The 17,214-nt window shown below is 74.6% G+C and carries 15 protein-coding genes; 7 read left to right on the top strand and 8 right to left on the bottom strand.

Translation table 11 applies throughout. The features are described from left to right. The first annotated feature begins 5 nt into the window (after positions 1-5). The gene (locus D7193_RS03350) at positions 6-782 is read left to right on the top strand and encodes a DeoR/GlpR family DNA-binding transcription regulator (protein ID WP_120777881.1); all 777 of its coding nucleotides are present in this window, start codon (positions 6-8) and stop codon (positions 780-782) included. A gap of 106 nt (positions 783-888) precedes the next feature. After that, on the top strand, positions 889-1,842 hold the full coding sequence (locus D7193_RS03345) for a sporulation protein (RefSeq protein WP_120777880.1): 954 nt from the start codon (positions 889-891) through the stop codon (positions 1,840-1,842). Positions 1,843-1,957: 115 nt separating this feature from the next. Here the strand turns inward: D7193_RS03345 and D7193_RS03340 are convergent, their stop codons facing one another. After that, the gene (locus tag D7193_RS03340; protein WP_120777879.1) at positions 1,958-2,338 is read right to left on the bottom strand and encodes a hypothetical protein; all 381 of its coding nucleotides are present in this window, start codon (positions 2,336-2,338) and stop codon (positions 1,958-1,960) included. Positions 2,339-2,557: 219 nt separating this feature from the next. Beyond that, entirely contained in the window at positions 2,558-4,600 is a 2,043-nt protein-coding gene (locus tag D7193_RS03330) for a glycerophosphodiester phosphodiesterase family protein (RefSeq protein WP_120777877.1), read from the bottom strand. Positions 4,601-4,792: 192 nt separating this feature from the next. Between D7193_RS03330 and D7193_RS03325 the strand changes: the two genes are divergently transcribed. Continuing rightward, positions 4,793-5,215 (top strand): hypothetical protein, encoded by a 423-nt coding sequence (locus D7193_RS03325; RefSeq protein WP_120777876.1) that lies wholly within the window; start codon positions 4,793-4,795, stop codon positions 5,213-5,215. A gap of 207 nt (positions 5,216-5,422) precedes the next feature. Here D7193_RS03325 and D7193_RS03320 read toward each other — a convergent pair whose 3' ends face one another. Beyond that, positions 5,423-7,714 carry a HelD family protein gene (locus D7193_RS03320; protein WP_120777875.1) on the bottom strand — a complete coding sequence of 764 codons (2,292 nt, stop codon included), beginning with the start codon at positions 7,712-7,714 and terminating at the stop codon, positions 5,423-5,425. Between the two features lie 148 nt (positions 7,715-7,862). Here D7193_RS03320 and D7193_RS03315 point away from each other — a divergent pair, with 148 nt between their 5' ends. Continuing rightward, a complete protein-coding gene (locus D7193_RS03315; protein ID WP_120777874.1) occupies positions 7,863-8,543 on the top strand; it encodes an SGNH/GDSL hydrolase family protein in 681 nt (226 codons plus the stop codon). Between the two features lie 163 nt (positions 8,544-8,706). Here the strand turns inward: D7193_RS03315 and D7193_RS03310 are convergent, their stop codons facing one another. After that, positions 8,707-9,588, bottom strand: a complete 882-nt coding sequence (locus D7193_RS03310; protein WP_206611845.1) for an EamA family transporter — start codon at positions 9,586-9,588, stop codon at positions 8,707-8,709. A 65-nt stretch (positions 9,589-9,653) separates the two neighbouring features. Between D7193_RS03310 and D7193_RS03305 the strand changes: the two genes are divergently transcribed. Further along, entirely contained in the window at positions 9,654-10,565 is a 912-nt protein-coding gene (locus D7193_RS03305) for a LysR family transcriptional regulator (protein WP_241562803.1), read from the top strand. Between the two features lie 60 nt (positions 10,566-10,625). On the opposite strand, the gene D7193_RS03300 is transcribed toward D7193_RS03305, so the two are convergent. Next, complete coding sequence (locus D7193_RS03300; protein ID WP_120777873.1) at positions 10,626-11,738, bottom strand: LolA family protein; 1,113 nt, start codon at positions 11,736-11,738, stop codon at positions 10,626-10,628. Between the two features lie 94 nt (positions 11,739-11,832). Between D7193_RS03300 and D7193_RS03295 the strand changes: the two genes are divergently transcribed. Together D7193_RS03295 and D7193_RS34035 are read left to right on the top strand one after the other, a co-directional pair. Then, positions 11,833-12,489 carry a response regulator transcription factor gene (locus tag D7193_RS03295; protein ID WP_120777872.1) on the top strand — a complete coding sequence of 219 codons (657 nt, stop codon included), beginning with the start codon at positions 11,833-11,835 and terminating at the stop codon, positions 12,487-12,489. Positions 12,490-12,569: 80 nt separating this feature from the next. Continuing rightward, positions 12,570-14,024, top strand: a complete 1,455-nt coding sequence (locus tag D7193_RS34035) for a sensor histidine kinase (protein WP_241562893.1) — start codon at positions 12,570-12,572, stop codon at positions 14,022-14,024. Between the two features lie 6 nt (positions 14,025-14,030). On the opposite strand, the gene D7193_RS03285 is transcribed toward D7193_RS34035, so the two are convergent. The 3 genes from D7193_RS03285 to D7193_RS03275 form a co-directional block, all read right to left on the bottom strand. Beyond that, positions 14,031-14,357: a hypothetical protein gene (locus D7193_RS03285; RefSeq protein WP_120777871.1), complete on the bottom strand. Its 327-nt coding sequence runs from the start codon at positions 14,355-14,357 to the stop codon at positions 14,031-14,033. A gap of 342 nt (positions 14,358-14,699) precedes the next feature. Beyond that, complete coding sequence (locus D7193_RS03280; RefSeq protein ID WP_120777870.1) at positions 14,700-16,694, bottom strand: tetratricopeptide repeat protein; 1,995 nt, start codon at positions 16,692-16,694, stop codon at positions 14,700-14,702. 57 nt (positions 16,695-16,751) lie between these two features. Beyond that, positions 16,752-17,213: a MarR family winged helix-turn-helix transcriptional regulator gene (locus D7193_RS03275; RefSeq protein WP_120779222.1), complete on the bottom strand. Its 462-nt coding sequence runs from the start codon at positions 17,211-17,213 to the stop codon at positions 16,752-16,754. Position 17,214 lies beyond the last annotated feature (1 nt).

Raw genomic sequence — 17,214 nt, 5'->3', positions numbered from 1 at the left:
ACCGGATGCTCGCCCAGCAGCGGCAGAGCGCCATCCTCGATCTGATCCGGCAGCACGGCGGTGTCCGGGTCAGCCACCTGGTACGTCAGTTCGGCGTGTCGGACATGACGATCCGGCGTGACCTGGAGGTGCTGGCCGAGCGCGGCCTCGTGGACAAGGTCCACGGCGGCGCGACGTTGGCCGGCCCCGGCTCGGCCGACGAGCCGGGGTTCGCGGCGAAGTCGATCCGCCAGCAGGCGGAGAAGCGGGCCATCGCCGAGCGGGCGGCCGCCCTGGTGGAACCGGGCATGGCGATCGCGCTCTCGGCCGGGACGACCACCGCCGCGCTGGCGACCCTGCTGTCGGAGGTCCGCGGGCTCACCGTGGTGACCAACTCGATCCCGGTGGCCGACGCGCTCTACCAGGACCCGCGCGCGGACCGTACGGTCGTGCTGACCGGTGGCATCCGCACCCCCTCGGACGCGCTGACCGGGCCGGTCGCCGAGGCGGCCATCGGCTCGCTCAACGTCGACCTGCTGTTCCTCGGCGTGCACGGGATGAGCCCCCGCACCGGTTTCACCACCCCGAACCTGCTGGAGGCGGGGGTGAACCGCTGCCTGATCGGTTCGGCTCGCCGCCTGGTGGTGCTCGCCGACCACACGAAGTGGGAGACGATCGGCATCGCGACCATCGCGCCGCTGGAGGCCGCCGACATCCTCGTCACCGACGCCGGCCTGCCGGCCGAGGCCCGTACGGTCATCGGCGAGCAGGTGGGCGAGCTGGTCGTGGTGGACGCGGGCTAGACCCGCCGGGCCGCTTCACAGGGACCTCACAGGGCCGCCGGTTAGGGTGCGTGCGAGCAACGTCCGGCTCCACGGTGGAGCCCTCGGCGGTCGCACGGGAGTTCCGATGGTCTTCAAGAAGATGATGAGCGCGTTCGGTGTGGGCGGCCCCAGCGTCGACACGGTGCTGACCAACCCGAACACCCGCCCGGGCCTGACCCTCGACGGCCAGGTCAACCTGCTTGGCGGTGACGCAGCCGCGACCATCGAGCAGGTCGTGCTCAGCCTCGTCACCCGGGTCGAGATCGAGGGGCACGACACCGAGTACGCCGGCATCATGGAGTTCCACCGGATGGCGGTCAGCGGCCCGTTGCAGCTCGCCCCGAAGCAGCAGCTGGCCATCCCGTTCCAGCTGCCGGTGCCGTGGGAGACCCCCATCACCGACGTCTACGGCCAGCGGCTGCACGGCATGACGATGGGCCTGCGCACCGAGCTGGCGGTGGCCCGGGCAGTCGACAAGAGCGACCTGGACCAGGTGGCCGTGCACCCGCTGCCGGTGCACGAGCGGATCCTGGAGGCGTTCCAGCGCCTCGGCTTCCGGTTCAAGCACGCCGACCTCGAGCGCGGCCGGATCCACGGCGTCCAGCAGACGCTGCCGTTCTACCAGGAGATCGAGTTCTACGCGGCGCCGCAGTACGCGCAGACCGTCACCGAGGTCGAGCTGACGTTCGTGACCAGCCAGCGCGGTGTCGACGTGGTGCTGGAGTGCGACAAGCGCGGCGGCTTCCTCAGCTCCGGCCACGACACGTTCGGCCGCTACCACGTCTCGCACGCCGACGCCGACCGGGTCGACTGGACGCAGGTGGTCGACGGCTGGCTGCGGGAAACCACGTCGCACTACGGAGGCCTGCGCGCCGCGGGCTTCGGCCACGGCGGTCACCACGGCCACGGCCGGGGGCACGGCGTGGGCGGGATGGTCGCCGGCGCGGCGCTCGGTGTGGCCGGCGGCATGATCGCGGGTGAGCTGATCGAGGACGCCTTCGAGGGCGACCTCGGCGAGGACTTCGGCTTCGACGAGTAGGTTCCGCCCGTCCACTATGGAATGGGCGCGGCGGACGGGACGTCCCGTCCGCCGGTAGGGGAAAGCGATGATGGCGGCCCCGGGAGAATTCCCGGGGCCGCCATCGGCACAAGCGTCAACGCCGGCCCGTGCGCCGCTCGCCCAGCGAGCGCTTCGGCGACCCGGCCTTCGAGAGACCCCGGCTCACCAGGTAGGCGCCGGTCAGGGTCGCGATGATCCACCACGACTGGGTCGGGTTGTTGATGTTCAGCCCGTTGGTGGCCGAACCACCCCAGAACGCGGCGATCACCACGGCCGCGACGGCGACGGCGTAGATCCAGAATTCCGTCGTGAGGAACGCCTGCTTGGTCTCGGTACCCGTCTGCGGCGTCGGCTCACGGTGCCCGTCGCTCACCATCGGCATGGGACGGGTCGGCGTCTCCTGCATCGCCTGACGGTTCTGGATGTCCGCGTTCGGCCGGTTCATCGGCCTGGTGGACGCAGCCTGCGTGCTCATCTTGTCCTCCTCAGGATGCGATGAGTCGTGCGCTCCCTCGCCCCGCTACCGCGTTCCGGCCACGGCACGGTTTCGTGGGTTCGTGGCGGGGACGCCCACCGACTACCCGAGGGCCCGGGCGAGGTAACACCCGCTCCCGGCCGGAAATCCGTCCGGCGCGGGAAGAGGAGGAGGCGCCGCCGGTGGCGCCCGCCGCGCGGGCGCCACCGGCGTGGTACGTCAGCGCAGGCCGTTGCGGATGGCGACACCGACGAGCAGGTCGGGGTCGTCGGTGATGACGCCGTCCACACCGAGGTCGATCAGCCGCTGCATCACGGCCGCGTCGTCGACGGTGTACGGGATCACCTTGAGGCCGTACCGGGTCTGGAGGGTCCGCACGTCCGGTCCGTGGAAGTACGCCGGGTTCTCCCGCAGGTACCAGTCGGCCGAGGCCACGGTGCCCTGCTCCGGGTCGTGCACCTGCCAGTTCGCCGACACCGTGCTCGCGCCCGCGGCGCGGGTCAGCTTGCCGAGGTCCTGGTACTTCCACCAGTCCAGCCCGCCGGTCCACGGGCTCTTGACCGACCGGTCGCCGTACACCGCCTGGAGCGAGCACTCGTCGGCGAGGCTGGCGCACTCGGCGGGGCCGTACTGCCAGACCAGCGCCACCGTCTCGATCCGCTTGTCCAGCTGGCGCGCGTACGTGATGGTCCGCCAGTCGAACGACTGGATGGTGGCGCGGCCGGTGAAGCCGGCCCGCTCGATCGCGGTGACCAGCTTGCGGGTGAAGCTGCGGTACGGCTCGGTGTCGTCCACCAGCGGGCTGATCTTGGTCTCGATGTTCATCCGGACGTCCGTCCGGCCGCTGCCCTTGACCAGGGCGAAGACCTCGTCGAGGGTCGGGATCCGGGCACCCGGGGCAGGCACCTGCGCCGGCAGCTCCGGCAGCGTCTTCGTGCCGCAGTCGATCGTCTTGATCTGCGCGAGGGTCAGCTCGTGCACCGGCTTGCCCACGTACGGGAACTCCGGGTCACCGGGCCGGGCCGGCCCGGTGTCGATGCAGTGCGAGCCGTTGATGGCCCGGTCGTGCAGCACCACCAGCGCGCCGTCCTCGGTCACCCCGGTGTCCAGCTCCAGAGTGGAGATCGCCTTGTTCGCGAGCGCGTTGCTGAAGGCGGGCAGGGTGTTCTCCGGCCGCGTCGCCCGGCCGCCGCGGTGCGCCTGGATGTCGAACGGCGCCGCGTACTCCTTGGGCAGTTGGTAGCCGCGCTGCGCGAGCAGGCCGCGCAGCCGGTCCGGGTAGTCGGTGATGATGCCGTCCACGCCGTCGTCGATGAGCTTCGCCATGGTGGGCACGTCGTCGACGGTCCACGGGATGACCTTGATGCCGTAGCGGTGCGCCCGCGCCACCATGTCCCGGGTGACGTACGGCCGGTAGTCCGGGTCGGTGACCATGCCGTTCTGCGGGAAGCCGTGCACCGGCGAGAACGCGCTGGCGCCGAAGCTGCGGACGGCCTTGATGGGGTCGCCGCCGAACGCGTCGATGTCCAGCCCGCCCAGCCACGGCGAGGCGCCCGGCTGCCCGGTCTGCAGGAAGTCGTAGTTGGTCAGCGCGACGAGAGGCAGCCGCGGCTCGACCTGGCGCATCCGCATCAGCGCGCCCCAGTCGAAGCTCTGGATGGTCACCTGCTTCAACAGCCCGGCACGCCGGATCTCGGCGGCCGTGACCTGCACGAACTGCTCGCGCGGGGCGGTCTCGGTCGGCGCGCCGGCCTCCACCTTGGTCTCCACGTTGAGCGTCACGTCGTCCGCGCCGTAGCGCTTGACCAGGGCGAAGACCTCACGCAGCAGGGGCATGCGGGCACCCGGCACGGCGAGCTGGCCGGGCTTGTCGGCCAGCGTCTTCGACCCGCAGTCGAGGGTGCGCACCTGGGCCAGGGTGAGCGTGTTGACGTACTTCCCGACGTACGGGAACTCCGGGTCACCGGGGGTCGCGGGGGCGGTGTCCACGCACTTGGTGCCGGTCACCTTCCGGTCGTGGGTCACCACGGCCTGGCCGTCCTCGGTGATCTGCACGTCCAGTTCCAGAGTGCTGACCCCGAGCTGGAGGGCGTTGCCGAACGAGGCGAGGGTGTTCTCCACCCGCAGCCCGAGACCACCGCGGTGGGCCTGCACGTCGAATGTCCGGTCCGGTCGCGGCTTCGCCCCGGCGGGCACCGCGAGCCCGGTCGTCACGGTCGCGGCCGCCAGGGCCGCCACCGCGATGCGCCGTACTGTGCGCACGCTGTCACTCCTCCTCCGGCGGGCGTCTCCCGCCGATCCGCGTCAGCATGGGCAGCGGGGGAGGCGCGAAGGCGGCCGGCGGGAGACGCGCGGGTTAACCGGGGCGGACGGTGTCTGCGGATCGCCCGCGGGTGTTTGACCGGGCCGGCGTCGGGCACGCAGAGAGACCGATGTTTCTGCGAGGTGGTTGACGTGCGTGAGGACGACATGCGACAGGACGCCGCCCGGCGGGCCGAGGACCGGATCGCCGGCGGGATCTACGGCGAGGGCGCCCTCGACGAGGTGACGGTGCCCCAGACCGACGTGCAGCGGGCGATCCAGGACGTCGACCCCGACGACCCGGCGCACGTACCGGTCGACCCGAGCGTGCTCCGCGACGGCGGTCCGGTCGGCGGTCAGGGCGCGGTCACCACGACCGGTGGCACCGCCGGCCCGGCCAGCGTCCGCCGCGTGGCGCGTCAGCCCGAGAAACACCCGGGCAAGGTGGCGCCGACCACCACGGGCGACGCCACCACCGGCGGCATGAGCACCCCGGCCGGTGGCAGCACGAGCGACCAGTCCAGCGCCGCCAGCCAGGTAGGCAACTTCACCACCGAGGACAACCCGTCCCAGTAAGGCCGGCCGCGCCCGCGGCCCCGGCCCGGCCGGCCCCGCCCGGCCCGGCCGGCCCCGCCCGGCCCGGCCGGCCCCGCCGGCCGGCCCCGTGATCATGAAGTTATTGCCGCGACACGCCGTGTCGGCGCGCAACAACTTCATGATCGACAGTGGACGGCCGGCGCCGGGGGCCGGGGCCGGGCGGGGGCGGGGCCGGGTTGGGGTGGATCAGGCTGGGCGGAGGACGCCCAGGCGTTGGGTGGCGCGGGTCAGGGCGACGTACAGGTCGCTGCGGCCGCGCGGTGACTCGGCCACGATCCGGTCCGGGTCGACCACCAGCACCGAGTCGAACTCGAGCCCCTTGGCCTGGACCACGGTGAGCACCACCACGCGGCTCTCCAGCTCGGGGTGGTCGCCGACGGCCGCCTCGGGCAGCGCCGCGGTGAGCGCCGCGCCCAGGTCGTCCACCAGGCCGGCCGGCACGATCACGCCGAGCCGGCCCTCGTCGAGCCCGGCCGCCTCCCCGCGCGCCGCGTCGACCAGCTCCGCGGCCAGCCGGCCCGCGGGAACCGAACGGTCCCACGGCGGTACGCCGCTCGCGCGTACCGAGCGCGGCGGACGCAGCGTCGGGTCGATCTCGGTGAGCAGGTCGGCGGCGACCGCCATGATCTCCGCCGGGGTGCGGTAGCTGACGGTCAGCTCGGTCAGCCGCCACCGGTCCGCCACGTACGGCTTCAGCGCCTCCTGCCACGACGGTGTGCCGGCCAGCGCGCCGGTCTGCGCCACGTCGCCCACGATCGTCATCGAGCGGCTGGGGCAGCGCCGCATGAGCAGGCGCCAGGCCATCGGCGACAGCTCCTGCGCCTCGTCCACGATGACGTGACCGAACGCCCACCGGCGATCGGCCGCGGCCCGCTGCGCGGTGGTCAGCCGGTCGGCCTCCTCCTGCCGTTCCAGCAGCCGGTCGGCGTCGATCAGGTCGGCGACGCCGAGGATCTCACCGCCGTCGGCCTCGTCCTCCACGTCGATCGAGCGGGAACCCCGGGCGATCTCGAGCACGCCCTCGGCGTACTCCCGTTGGAACGACCGGATGCGTTCCCGGCGGGCCGCGGCGGCGCGCTCGTCCTCGCCGAGCAGTTCGGCGGCCTCGTCGAGCAGCGGCACGTCTGCGGGCGTCCAGCCGCCGGGCTCGCGGTGCAGCAGCGCCCGCTCGTCGTCGGTCAGCATGGGCGCGGCGGAGGCGATCGCGTCGACGTCGGCGTACAGGTCGGCGAGCAGGCGCTGCGGCGTGAGCACCGGCCACAGCTCGTCCAACGCGGCGCGGAGCCCGGGCTCCTCGCGCAGTTCGCGGCGGATCTCGGCCCGGTCGGCCTCGTCGAGGAGGTTCTCCCCGCCGAGCGGGTCCGCGCCGATCCGCTCGGCCACCTGGTCGGCGAGGGCGTGGACGACCTCGATGTCGAACACCGCCCGGGCCAGGTTGTGGGCCCGGCCGGTGCGGCGGGCGTGGTCCCGGGCCGCGCGGACGGTCTCCGGGTCGAGGGTGAGCACCTCCCGTTCCACCTCGACCGCCATCGGCTCGTCGGGCACCCGCTGCCGGTCCCGTACGGCCGCGGCCAGCACGTCGACCATCACCGGCCGGCCCTTGAGCGCGGCGGCCTCGGCCGACTCGACCCGGCGGGCCTGCACGCCGGGGAACAGGTCGGCCTGCGTACGCAGCAGCACGCCCGTCTCGGCCAGTGCCGGGAGCACGTGCGAGATGTAGCGCAGGAACGTGGCGTTCGGGCCGACGAGCAGGACGCCGCGGGTGGAGAGCTCGCGCCGGTGGGTGTAGAGCAGGTACGCGGCGCGGTGCAGCGCGACGGCCGTCTTGCCGGTGCCCGGGCCACCCTGGACCACCAGCACCCCGGGCAGGTCGGCCCGGATGATCTGGTCCTGCTCGACCTGGATGGTCTCGACGATGTCCCGCATCCGGCCGGTCCGGCCCGCGTTCAGCGCGGCCAGCAGCGACGCCTCGCCGGTCAGCTCCTCGTGGGCCGTGGGGGAGGCGGTGGTGATGTCCAGCACCTCGTCGTTGAGACCGGTGACCTTCCGCTGGCGCGTACGCAGGTGCCGGCGGCGGCGTACGCCCTGCGGGTTGGCGGCCGTCGCGAGGTAGAACGGCCGGGCCGCCGGTGCGCGCCAGTCGATGAGCAGCGGGTCGTAGTCGCCGCTGGTGTCGAAGATGCCGATCCGGCCGATGTAGCGGCGCGAATCGTCCTCACCGTCGAGCCGTCCGAAGCAGAGTCCGTTCTCGACCGCCGAGAACTGCTCGACCTGGTCGGCGTACATGCGCACGGAACTGTCGCGCTGGGAACGGGCCTGGAGGGTGCCCCCGGTCGCCCGCAGCTCGTCGGTGAGCCGCCGGGCGGCCTGCTCACGCAGCTCGTCGAGGCGGTGGTAGAGCACACTCACGTACTCCTGCTCGCGACCGATCTCGTCGTCGACCGGCAATTCGTCCGTACCGCCGGAGTGCCTTGACAAGCCGTCTCCCTAAGAATTAGAATTCGTTGCAGGAACGGCTTTATGAGCCGTTCTTTTTTGTGCCTGAACTCTGAAAGATAGCGCGTCGCCACGGTCCGGACCAAGCCCGACCGGCGGTTCGCGCGTGTGGCGGCGAGGTGCGACGGCGATGATCCTGCGGGCCGGCCAGCGGATCGTGTTCATGGGTGACAGCATCACCGACTGCGGCCGCCGGGACGTCGCCGCTCCCTACGGCAACGGGTACGTGAGCCTGGTCCGCGCCTTCGTCACAGCCCGCCACCCCGACCTCGACCTGCACTGGGTCAACCGGGGCGTGAGCGGCGACACGGTCCGCCACCTCGCGGCCCGCTGGGAACGGGACGCGGTGGGGGAGCACCCGGACTGGCTCTCCGTGATGATCGGGATCAACGACATCTGGCGCCGCTACCGGGGTCCGGAGGCCGAGGCCGTCCCGATCGACGAGTACGAGCGGACGCTCCGGGCGCTGCTGACCCGGGCGGTCGAGGCGACCGGCTGCCGGCTGATCCTCGGCGACCCGTACCTCATCGAGCCCGACCGGGCCGAGCCGCAGCGCGCCGACGCCGACCGGTACGCGGCCGTCGTGGCGGCGCTCGCCGTCGAGTTCGGCGCGGTGCACGTGCCCACGCAGGCGGCCGTCGACCGGGCGCTCGCGGTGAGTCCGCCCGGTAAATGGGCCGACGACCGGGTGCACCCGAACCTGCCCGGGCACGCCCTGCTCGCCGACGCGTTCCTCGCGGCCCTCGACGCCGCACCGTCCGCGCCCCGGCCCAGGGCCGCCGCCGACGACGTGACGGGCAGCCGGGGCTGACGCTCCGGCCTCCGCCGCCTGATCGACTCCGTTTCCTGGAAGTCGCGGTGTCCGGCCCGCCCCGACACCGCGACTTCCGGGAAGTCGAGTCGATCACGCCCGCCGCGGCCCAGCGCCCGCCCGCCGCGGCCCGGCGCCCGCCCGCCGCGCCCCCGGCGGCCCGTCACCTGCTCCCGGCCGGCTCCGGCTCGACCCGGGCCGGCGTCACCACCTCCGGCCGCCCGCCGCTGCGTTCCGCGCCGATGCCGGCGACCACCACGAACGCGACGCCCACCAGCGGCGCGACGCCCGGCAGCTGGTGCAGCGCCACCAACCCCACGAGCAGGGCGATCGCCGGCTCCAGGCTCATGAGCGTGCCGAACGCGGCGGTCGTGAGCCGGCGCAGGGCGAGCAGTTCGAGGACGAACGGGACGACCGGCAGCAGCACCGCGAGGCCCAGGCCGGCGAGCACCACCTCCCACGTGAGGTCGGCGAAGACCGACGGCCCCACGGCCACGGTGGCCACCAGGGCGGCCACCGGCATGGAGACGGCCAGGCCGCGCAGACCGGAAACCTCGTCGCCGACCCGCTGGGTGAGCAGGATGTACGCGGCCCAGCAGGCGCCGGCGGCCAGCGCGTACGCCACCCCGACCGGGTCGGCGCCGCCCCGCCACGGTTCGGTGAGCAGCAGCACCCCGACGCCGGCGAGCACCGGCCACCACTTGGTGCCGCCCCGGCCGCGCGCCACCGCGATGCCGAGCGGGCCGAGGAACTCCAGCGCGCTGGCGGTGCCCAGCGGCAGCCGGGCCACGGCGGCCATGAACAGGATGGTGATCCCGGCCGTCACCACGCCCAGCGCCACGCAGGCACGCAGCGCGGAGCGGGTGAACGTGGACGGACGCGGGCGCACCAGCACCGCCAGGAGGACCCCGGCCCAGGCCAGCCGGAGCCAGGCCGCCCCCTCCGGACCGACCTGGTCGAACAGGCCGACCGAGGCGGCCAGCCCGAGTTGCACGAGCATCATCGAGGCGAGGGCCATCGCCGAACCGGCGCGGGTGGGTGTCATGCACCCAGTAGACCGGTTCACCACCGTTCACGTCCACGTGTGATTGCTGGACGGACCGTTCGGAAATGCTGAACAATGGCGGCGTGGACCTGCGCCGGCTGCGACTGCTGCACGAGCTGGCCCGGCTGGGCTCGATGCGGGCGGTCGCCGACGAGCTGGGAGTGACCACCTCCACGGTCTCGCAGCAGCTCGCGGTGCTCGCCCGCGAGGTCGGCGCCGAACTCGTCGAGCCGGCCGGGCGGCGGGTCCGGCTCACCCCCGCGGGCCGGCGGCTCGCCGGGCACGCGGTGACGATCCTCGCCGCCGTCGAGGCGGCCCGCCTGGACCTCGACCCGCACGCCGAGCCCGCCGGCACGGTGCGCGTCGCCGGGTTCGCCACCGCCGTACGCCGGTCGCTGCTGCCGGCCGCCGCCGACCTCGCGGCCCACCACCCGGCCGTGCGGCTGCGTATCCACGAGCACGAGCCCGCCGAGGCGTACGCGCTGCTGGCGGCCGACGAGGTCGACCTCGCGCTGACCTACGACTACCACCTCGCCCCGGCGCCCGCCGACCGCACCGTCGAGGCCGTCCCCCTGTGGTCGGCGGCCTGGGGTCTCGGCGTGCCGGCCGACGGTCCGCCCGCCACCGGTGCGTCGCCGGAGGTCTTCGCCCGGTACGCGGCCCACGACTGGATCGTCAACTCCCGCAACACGGCCGACGAGCTGGTGGTGCGCGCCATCGCCGCCATGGCGGACTTCGAACCCCGGATCGAGCACCGCGCGGACAGCCTGGAACTCGTCCAGGACATGATCGTCGCCGGGCTCGGCGTCGGGCTGCTCCCGGCGGACCAGCCGACCCTGCCGGGCGTCCGCCTGCTCCCGCTCACCGGGCCGGAGGCGCGGCTGCGCTCGTACGCGGTCGTCCGCCGGGGACGCGCCGGCTGGCCGCCGCTGGCGCTGGTCCTGGACCTGCTCCGCGCCCGCGCCGGAGCGGGATAGGCGCGAACGGCGCTGCCGGCCGGTGGCCGGCAGCGCCGTGGACTCCCCTTCGCGGACGGATCAGCCGCGGGCGACCTCGTAGAGCCGCTCCGGCGTGACCGCACCGGCCAGCACCCGGCCGTCATCGGTCAGCAGCACGGTGACGAGCTTCGTGGTGAACAGCCGGCCGCTGCCCCAGTCGCCGCTGACCGCCGGCAACGACCCGAGCGCGCCGGCCAGTTCGTCGCCCGCCGGGCTCTTCGCCCCGGCGGCGCCCGGCGCGTCCGCGCCGTCGACCCGGGCCTCCACCACCGTGGTCCAGCCGGTTCCGACCGTACGCACCTGCGGGTGCTGCTCCGCCTCGTGCCTGCGGGTCGGGGCGTCCGGCCGGTCGGCCGTCTCCTCCTTCACCGTGGCGCCGGGCGGCGGGTTGAAGGTGAACTGGTCGGCGTCCGGCCGGCGGAAGTCGACCTGCGTGAACGCCACCTCGAACGCGGGCTGGTCACTGCCGGTGGCGAACACCTCGAACCGCAGCGGCACGTGCTCGCGGGCGTCGATGGCGATCCGCAGCTGGTGGACGAGCGACGCCTTGTCGCGCGGCTCCAGCACCAGCTCGTACGCGTCCCGCCCGGCGACCGTGGCGGCCCGGCCGACGCTGACCGCGGTGGTCGGGTCGATGGCGGCGAGCGCCAGGTCGGCGGCCTCCTGCGGCGTGGACGGCAGCTCCGGCGCGCCCTCGTGGGCCGCACCGGGCTTCCCGGCGGCGTCCTGACCGAGCGTGCGGTGGGTCGCCGCGTTGGCGCGGCTGTCCCATGTCCAGACGTCGCGGCCGTTGTGGATGATGTCCCGCTCGCCGAGCGTGTCCAGCAGGGCGACCCGCTGCCGCTCCGGTCCCGAGTACCAGACCCGCAGGGTGTGCGTGCCGGTCGCCAGGGCGGCGATCTCGTTGGCGCCGGCCGCGAGGCCCGCGATCGGCGGGAGGCCCAGGTCGGCCCGTTGCACGACGGTGCCGGAGAGCCCTTCCAGCTGCGAGGTCTGCAGGTCTACCAAAAGCTGGGCGGCCGTGCGGGGCGGCAGGCTCGGCTCGGCCTCCGCGGCGAACGTGCCGATGGCGGCACCCCCACCGATCACGGTGGCCGCGGCGGCCACCGGGACCACCCAGCGCAGGACGGGACGGCTCGAAAGGACGGACATGTCGGCACCTCCTACCCGACATCCTGCCCGGTGGACGCTGTGAGGGCGCTGAGGACCGCGGTATAGGTGTGCGGCCGGGTGGCACCCTTGACGCGTGCGGCTGCTGGTGGTGGAGGACGAGGCGCGGCTGGCCGGCGCGCTGCAACGGGGTCTGCAGGCCGAGGGTTTCGCCGTGGACGTGGCGTCGAACGGCCCGGCCGGGCTCGACGCGGCGCGGGGCGGCGGTTACGACGCCATGATCCTGGACGTCATGCTGCCCGGGTTCTCCGGCTACGAACTGGTCCGCCGGCTGCGCGCCGAGGAGCACTGGCTTCCGGTGCTCATGCTCTCGGCGAAGGACGGCGAGTACGACCAGGCCGACGGGCTCGACTGCGGCGCCGACGACTACCTCACCAAGCCCTTCTCGTACGTGGTGCTGCTGGCCCGGCTGCGCGCCCTGCTGCGTCGCGGCGCACCCGAGCGGCCGACCGTGCTGACCGTGGGCGACCTGCGGCTCGACCCGGCCCGTCGGCGGGTGACCCGGGCCGACGTCGAGGTCGCGCTGACCGCCCGCGAGTACGCGCTGCTCGACTACCTGATGCGCCGCCCCGGCGAGGTGGTCTCCAAGATCGAGCTGCTGGACCACGTCTGGGACGCCAGCGTGGAGACGGCCCCCAACGCCGTCGAGGTGTACGTGGGCTACCTCCGTCGCAAGATCGGCCGGGAGCGCCTCGAGACCGTCCGCGGCGCCGGCTACCGCCTGGCCACATGAACACCCGGGAACGCGTCGCCTCCCGGCTGCGGTCGGTGCTGCGACTGCCGGACGTGGCTCTCGGGCTGCGCGGCCGCCTCATGGTCATCGGTGTGCTGGGGCTCTCCGCCGGCCTGGCCCTCGGCGGGGTGCTGCTGCTCGCCGTCCTCGGGTACGCGCTGCAACGCAGCGTCGACAGCGACGTCTCGCGTACGGCCGAGGCCGTCACCCGCCTCGCCGCCGAGGACGCGTTGCCCGACCCGCTGCCGGTGGCCGGCGGCCAGGTCCGGGTGCAGGTGATCGACGCGCAGGGACGGATCCGAGCCGCGTCGATCGACGCCGACCGGCTGGTGCCGATGGTCCGGCCCGACCAGTTGGACCCGGACCGCCGCCAGCGCCTCGTGGTGTCGGGGGAGCGGGTCGGGCTGGCCGGGCCGGTACGGGTGGTGACCATGCCGGCCGGCCGCCCCTCGGACCCGCTCACCGTCCTGGTCGCCAAGTCGATGGCGGACGTCCGGCACAGCACCCACGTGGTGCGCGCCATCCTGCTGATCAGCTTCCCGCTGCTGGTCGGGGTGCTCGCCGCCGTGGCCTGGCGGGTGGTCGGCGCCACCCTGCGGCCCGTCGAGGCGCTGCGCCGGGGCGCAGAGGAGATCACCGGTCGGGCCGGCCCCGGACGCCTGCCGGTGCCGGCCTCCCGGGACGAGGTGCACCGGCTGGCCGTCACCCTCAACGGGATGCTGGACCGGCTCGAGTCGGCGCGTCGGCGGCAGCGGGCCTTCGTGGCCGACGCGGCGCACGAGCTGCGCAGCCCGGTCACGAACATCCGGACGGAGCTGGAGGTGGCGCGACGCCTCGGTGACCGCACGGACTGGTCCGCCGTCACCGGGAACCTGCTCGCCGACACCGAGCGGCTCACCCGGCTCGTGGACGACCTGCTGCTGCTGGCCCGCCTCGACGAGTCGGGCGCTGCGGCCGGCGAGACGGGCCCCAGCGTGGGCGGCGCTGGTTCCGGGCCGGGCGGGGCTGGTTCGGGGCAGGGTGGGGCTGGTTCCGGGCCGGGCGGCGCTGGCGCCGGCGGGCGGGCGGCCCGCGGGCGGGCGGTCGGCCCGGTCGAGCTGGGCGAGCTGCTCACCGCGGTGGCAAGCCGCTACCCGTCCCCGCCCGTGCGGGTGACGCCGCCGGACGAGCCGCTGTGGACCGTCGGGCAGCCGGACGAGCTGCGCCGGATCCTCACCAACCTGCTCGACAACGCGGTGCGGCACGCCCGTACCCGGGTGGTGCTCGCCGTCGTGCCCGACGGCGCGTACCAGCTGGTGACGGTGATCGACGACGGGCCGGGCATCCCGGTCGCCGACCGGGACCGCGTGTTCGACCGCTTCACACGCCTGGACGACGCACGGGCGCGCGACGCCGGCGGGGCCGGCCTGGGGCTCGCGATCGTGCGGGAGCTCGTACGCCGAGCCGGCGGCACGGTCACCCTCGGCGACGCCGACGGTCCGGGCCTGCGCGTGTCGCTGCGCCTGCCGGCGTTGCCCACCACCGACGCCGGTTGAGGGACCTCAGGCGAGGGCCACGACTCCGACCACGACGAGCGGCAGCCCGACGAAGAGGAAGATGCCGACGCCGGTGAGCACGCGGCCGCCCCCGCCGGTCTCGCGCTCGGGAGGCAGCCCGAACGCCGCGCGCGCGTCCAGCATGCCGATCCGGCTCAGGGTCAGGTCCCCGGTGACTCCGACTAGCCCACCGACGACGAGGGACACGACCCCGAACCGGGACGCGAACCCGCCACCGGCCACCGCGACCCAGACCGCCGCGGCGACCGCGATGACCACCAGCGCGATCACCAACAGCACCAGCGCCTCGCGCAGACCCCTGAGGACCGTCATCGGTGCTCCTCCCCGCGACCCGTACGGGCATTGTCGTCGATCGGCGCTCGCACGGGTGTCCCCGCGCCCGGGCCCGGCCGGCTGGGTCGGGTCGCCCGGGCTCGGCCTTGATCGACTCCATCTCGCCGATCCGGCGGGGTCCCCGCGCGCCGGACACCGCCACATCGGCGATCCGGTGTCGATCTCGCACTTCGTGATCGACTCGGCTTCCAGGAAGTCGCGGTGTTACGTGGGGCCGGACAGCGCGTCTTCATGGAAGTCGAGTCGATCAGCGGACCCCGCCCCGGGCCGGTGCCCGGTGGGGCGGGGGCCACTCAGGACCGCCCGGCGCCGGGCGCTTGCTCACCGCCGGCGGGTGCACACCTCGTCGGCGGCGGCGATCGTGTCGGTGGACCAGACGACGGCCACCGTGAAGCAGTAGTCGAGGCTGCTGTTCAGCCCGTAGATGATGAAGCTGTTGGTGCCCGCGGGCAGGTCGGTGAGGGCCGACTTGGGCTGGCCGGCCCGCCCGCCCGAGACGACGACGGGCCCCTCGCCGCCGGCCGGGTACGTCCAGCGCAGCGTCACGTTGTCGCGGTTGTCGCGCAGGCTCACGCCACTGGGCGGCGTGCCGGGCGTGGCCGCCGCGACGGTGGGCGCCGAACGGCTGGGACTCGGCGTATCTGACGGGCCGGGCGTGCCCCCCGTCGTGGCGGAGCCGGGTGCGCTGCTGGGCGTCGCCCGGGGCGGGTCGTCGCCGTCGACCCCGGCCACCCCTGCGATCACCGCGGCGGCGCCCAGCAGCACCACGACCACCCCGCCCACCACGATCGGGAGCAGCCGCCGGCCGGCGGGGGTGGACGGACGGCGCACGGGCACCGGCAACAGCCGCGACGGCTGGTACGGCTCGACCGGGTCGGCGCCCCGCCGGACCCGGTGCACGCCGTCGGCCTCCTCGGCGCCGGCCATGGCGACCACCGCGGGCGGCACCGAGCCGCCCGGCGGCGGTAGCGGCCCTCCCGGCACCTCGTCGCCCGGCCGCTCCGGCGGCCACCCGGCAGCCCCTGCCCCGCCCGGCTCGTCGGCCGCGCCACGCTCCTCCGGTGGCCATGCCGAGGTCCGCGCCCCGCCCGGCTCGTTCCGATGCCACGCGGCCTGCCCCGCCGCGCCCGGCTCGTCGGGCGGCCACGCCGCGGGCCGCGCTCCGCTCGGCTCCTCCGGCGGCCAGGCGGCCTGTCCGGCTCTGCGCGGCTCGTCCGGCGGCCACTCCGCGGGACCGGCCGCGCCCGGCTCACCCGGCCGCGCGGCCGGCCCGGTCGCGTTCGGCTCGTCGGGTGTCCACGCGGACGCGGCCGGCCCGGTCGCGTCCGGCTCGTCGGGTGGCCACGTGGCCTGCGCGGCCGCGCCCGGTTCGTCGACCGGCCGGGTCGGCGGGTCGTCCGGTTGCTGCCACCCCGGCCGGGTCGGGTCCGCCGACCAACCGGCCGGTTCGTCCGGCGGCCACCACGCCTCGTCGGTGCCGGCCGGGTCGTCCGCCGGCTGTCGCGGGGTGGGCACGGCCAGCGGCTCGTCCGGCTCCGGCTGGTCCGGGTCGTACGCGGGTGCCTCCCCGTAGGACGGGGTGCGGGCGGACGGCACGACCGGAGCGTCCGGTGGCTCGTCCGCGCAGACGTGGTCGGGGTTGGCGGCGGCCCGGGCCAGCGCCGCCACCTGGACGGCGAGCGGGTCGTCGACGGGCAGGTGCTGCCGGCAGAGCTCCCGGGCCAGGGCGAGGTTGTCGTGGGCCTCGGCGAACTCCCCGCAGTCGCGCTGCATCGCGCCGAGCCGGGCCAGCATCTTGATGCCGCTGGGGTGGCCCTCGCCATACACCTCGCGGTGCAGGTCCCAGGCGTCGCGCAGGCGGTACCGGGCGGTCCGGCACTGCCCGCGTGCGTACTCCACGGTGGCCAGGTCGGCGTGGGCGGCGAGCACGCGCAGCGACTCCGGGCCCTCCTGGGCCGTGAGTTCGACGATGACGTCCTGGTAGAGCCGGGCGGCGCGGGACTGGCTGCCCACCCGGTGCAGCACCGCGGCCAGGGTGGCGGCGGCGGCCACCGTACGCGGGTCGGAGCGGCCGTGCAGGCGGGTCTGCGCCGCGTACGCGTAGGCGGCCCACCCGCGTGCGGAGTGCGGCTCCCCGAGCGCCACGAGCACCCGTGCGTGCAGGCTCGCCGCCTCGGCCATGTCGGCGGTGGCGTTGGCCGGGCGCGGGTCGGCCTCGCTCAGCGCGTCGGACAGCAGCCGTTGCGCGCCGGCCAGGTCGCCGGTGGACACCAGGTGGTGCGCCTGGTCAGTCAGGTCGCCGAAGCCGAAAGGCACGCCCCATCGTGCTCATCCGGCAACGGTAAGTACAAGACCCGCGCCGGTGCGGATCGGTCAGGATCGGGTCAGGTGGTCGGCCAGGGTCTCGCTGATCCGGCGCAGCTGGTCGACCTGGGAGGGCGTCAACGCGTCGAACAGGTGCCGGCGTACGCCCTCGACGTGGCCGGGCGCCGCGGCCGCGAGCGCCGCGAAGCCGGTGTCGGTGAGGTGCGCGACCTGGCCGCGCCGGTCGGTCGGGCACTCCTCCCGCTCGACCCAGCCGGAGGACTCGAGCCGGGCCACGGCGTGGGAGAGCCGGCTGCGCGACGAGCCGGTGAGGTCGGCCAGTTCGCTCATCCGCAGCCGCCGCTCGGGCGCCTCGGAGAGGCGGACCAGGATCTCGTAGTACGCGTGCGGCATGCCCGCGTCGCGTTGCAGCTCACGGTCGAGGGCGTCCATCAGCCCTCGGGAGGCGGCCAGGAAGGCCCGCCAGGTGCGCTGCTCGTCCGGGTCCAGCCACCGCGTCATGACGCCCATC

It is taken from the genome of Micromonospora costi (assembly GCF_003626655.1).
In the GTDB taxonomy this organism is placed as follows: domain Bacteria; phylum Actinomycetota; class Actinomycetes; order Mycobacteriales; family Micromonosporaceae; genus Micromonospora; species Micromonospora costi.
The sequence above is the reverse complement of the archived record's forward strand: the minus strand, read 5'-3'. Positions and strand labels throughout refer to the sequence as shown.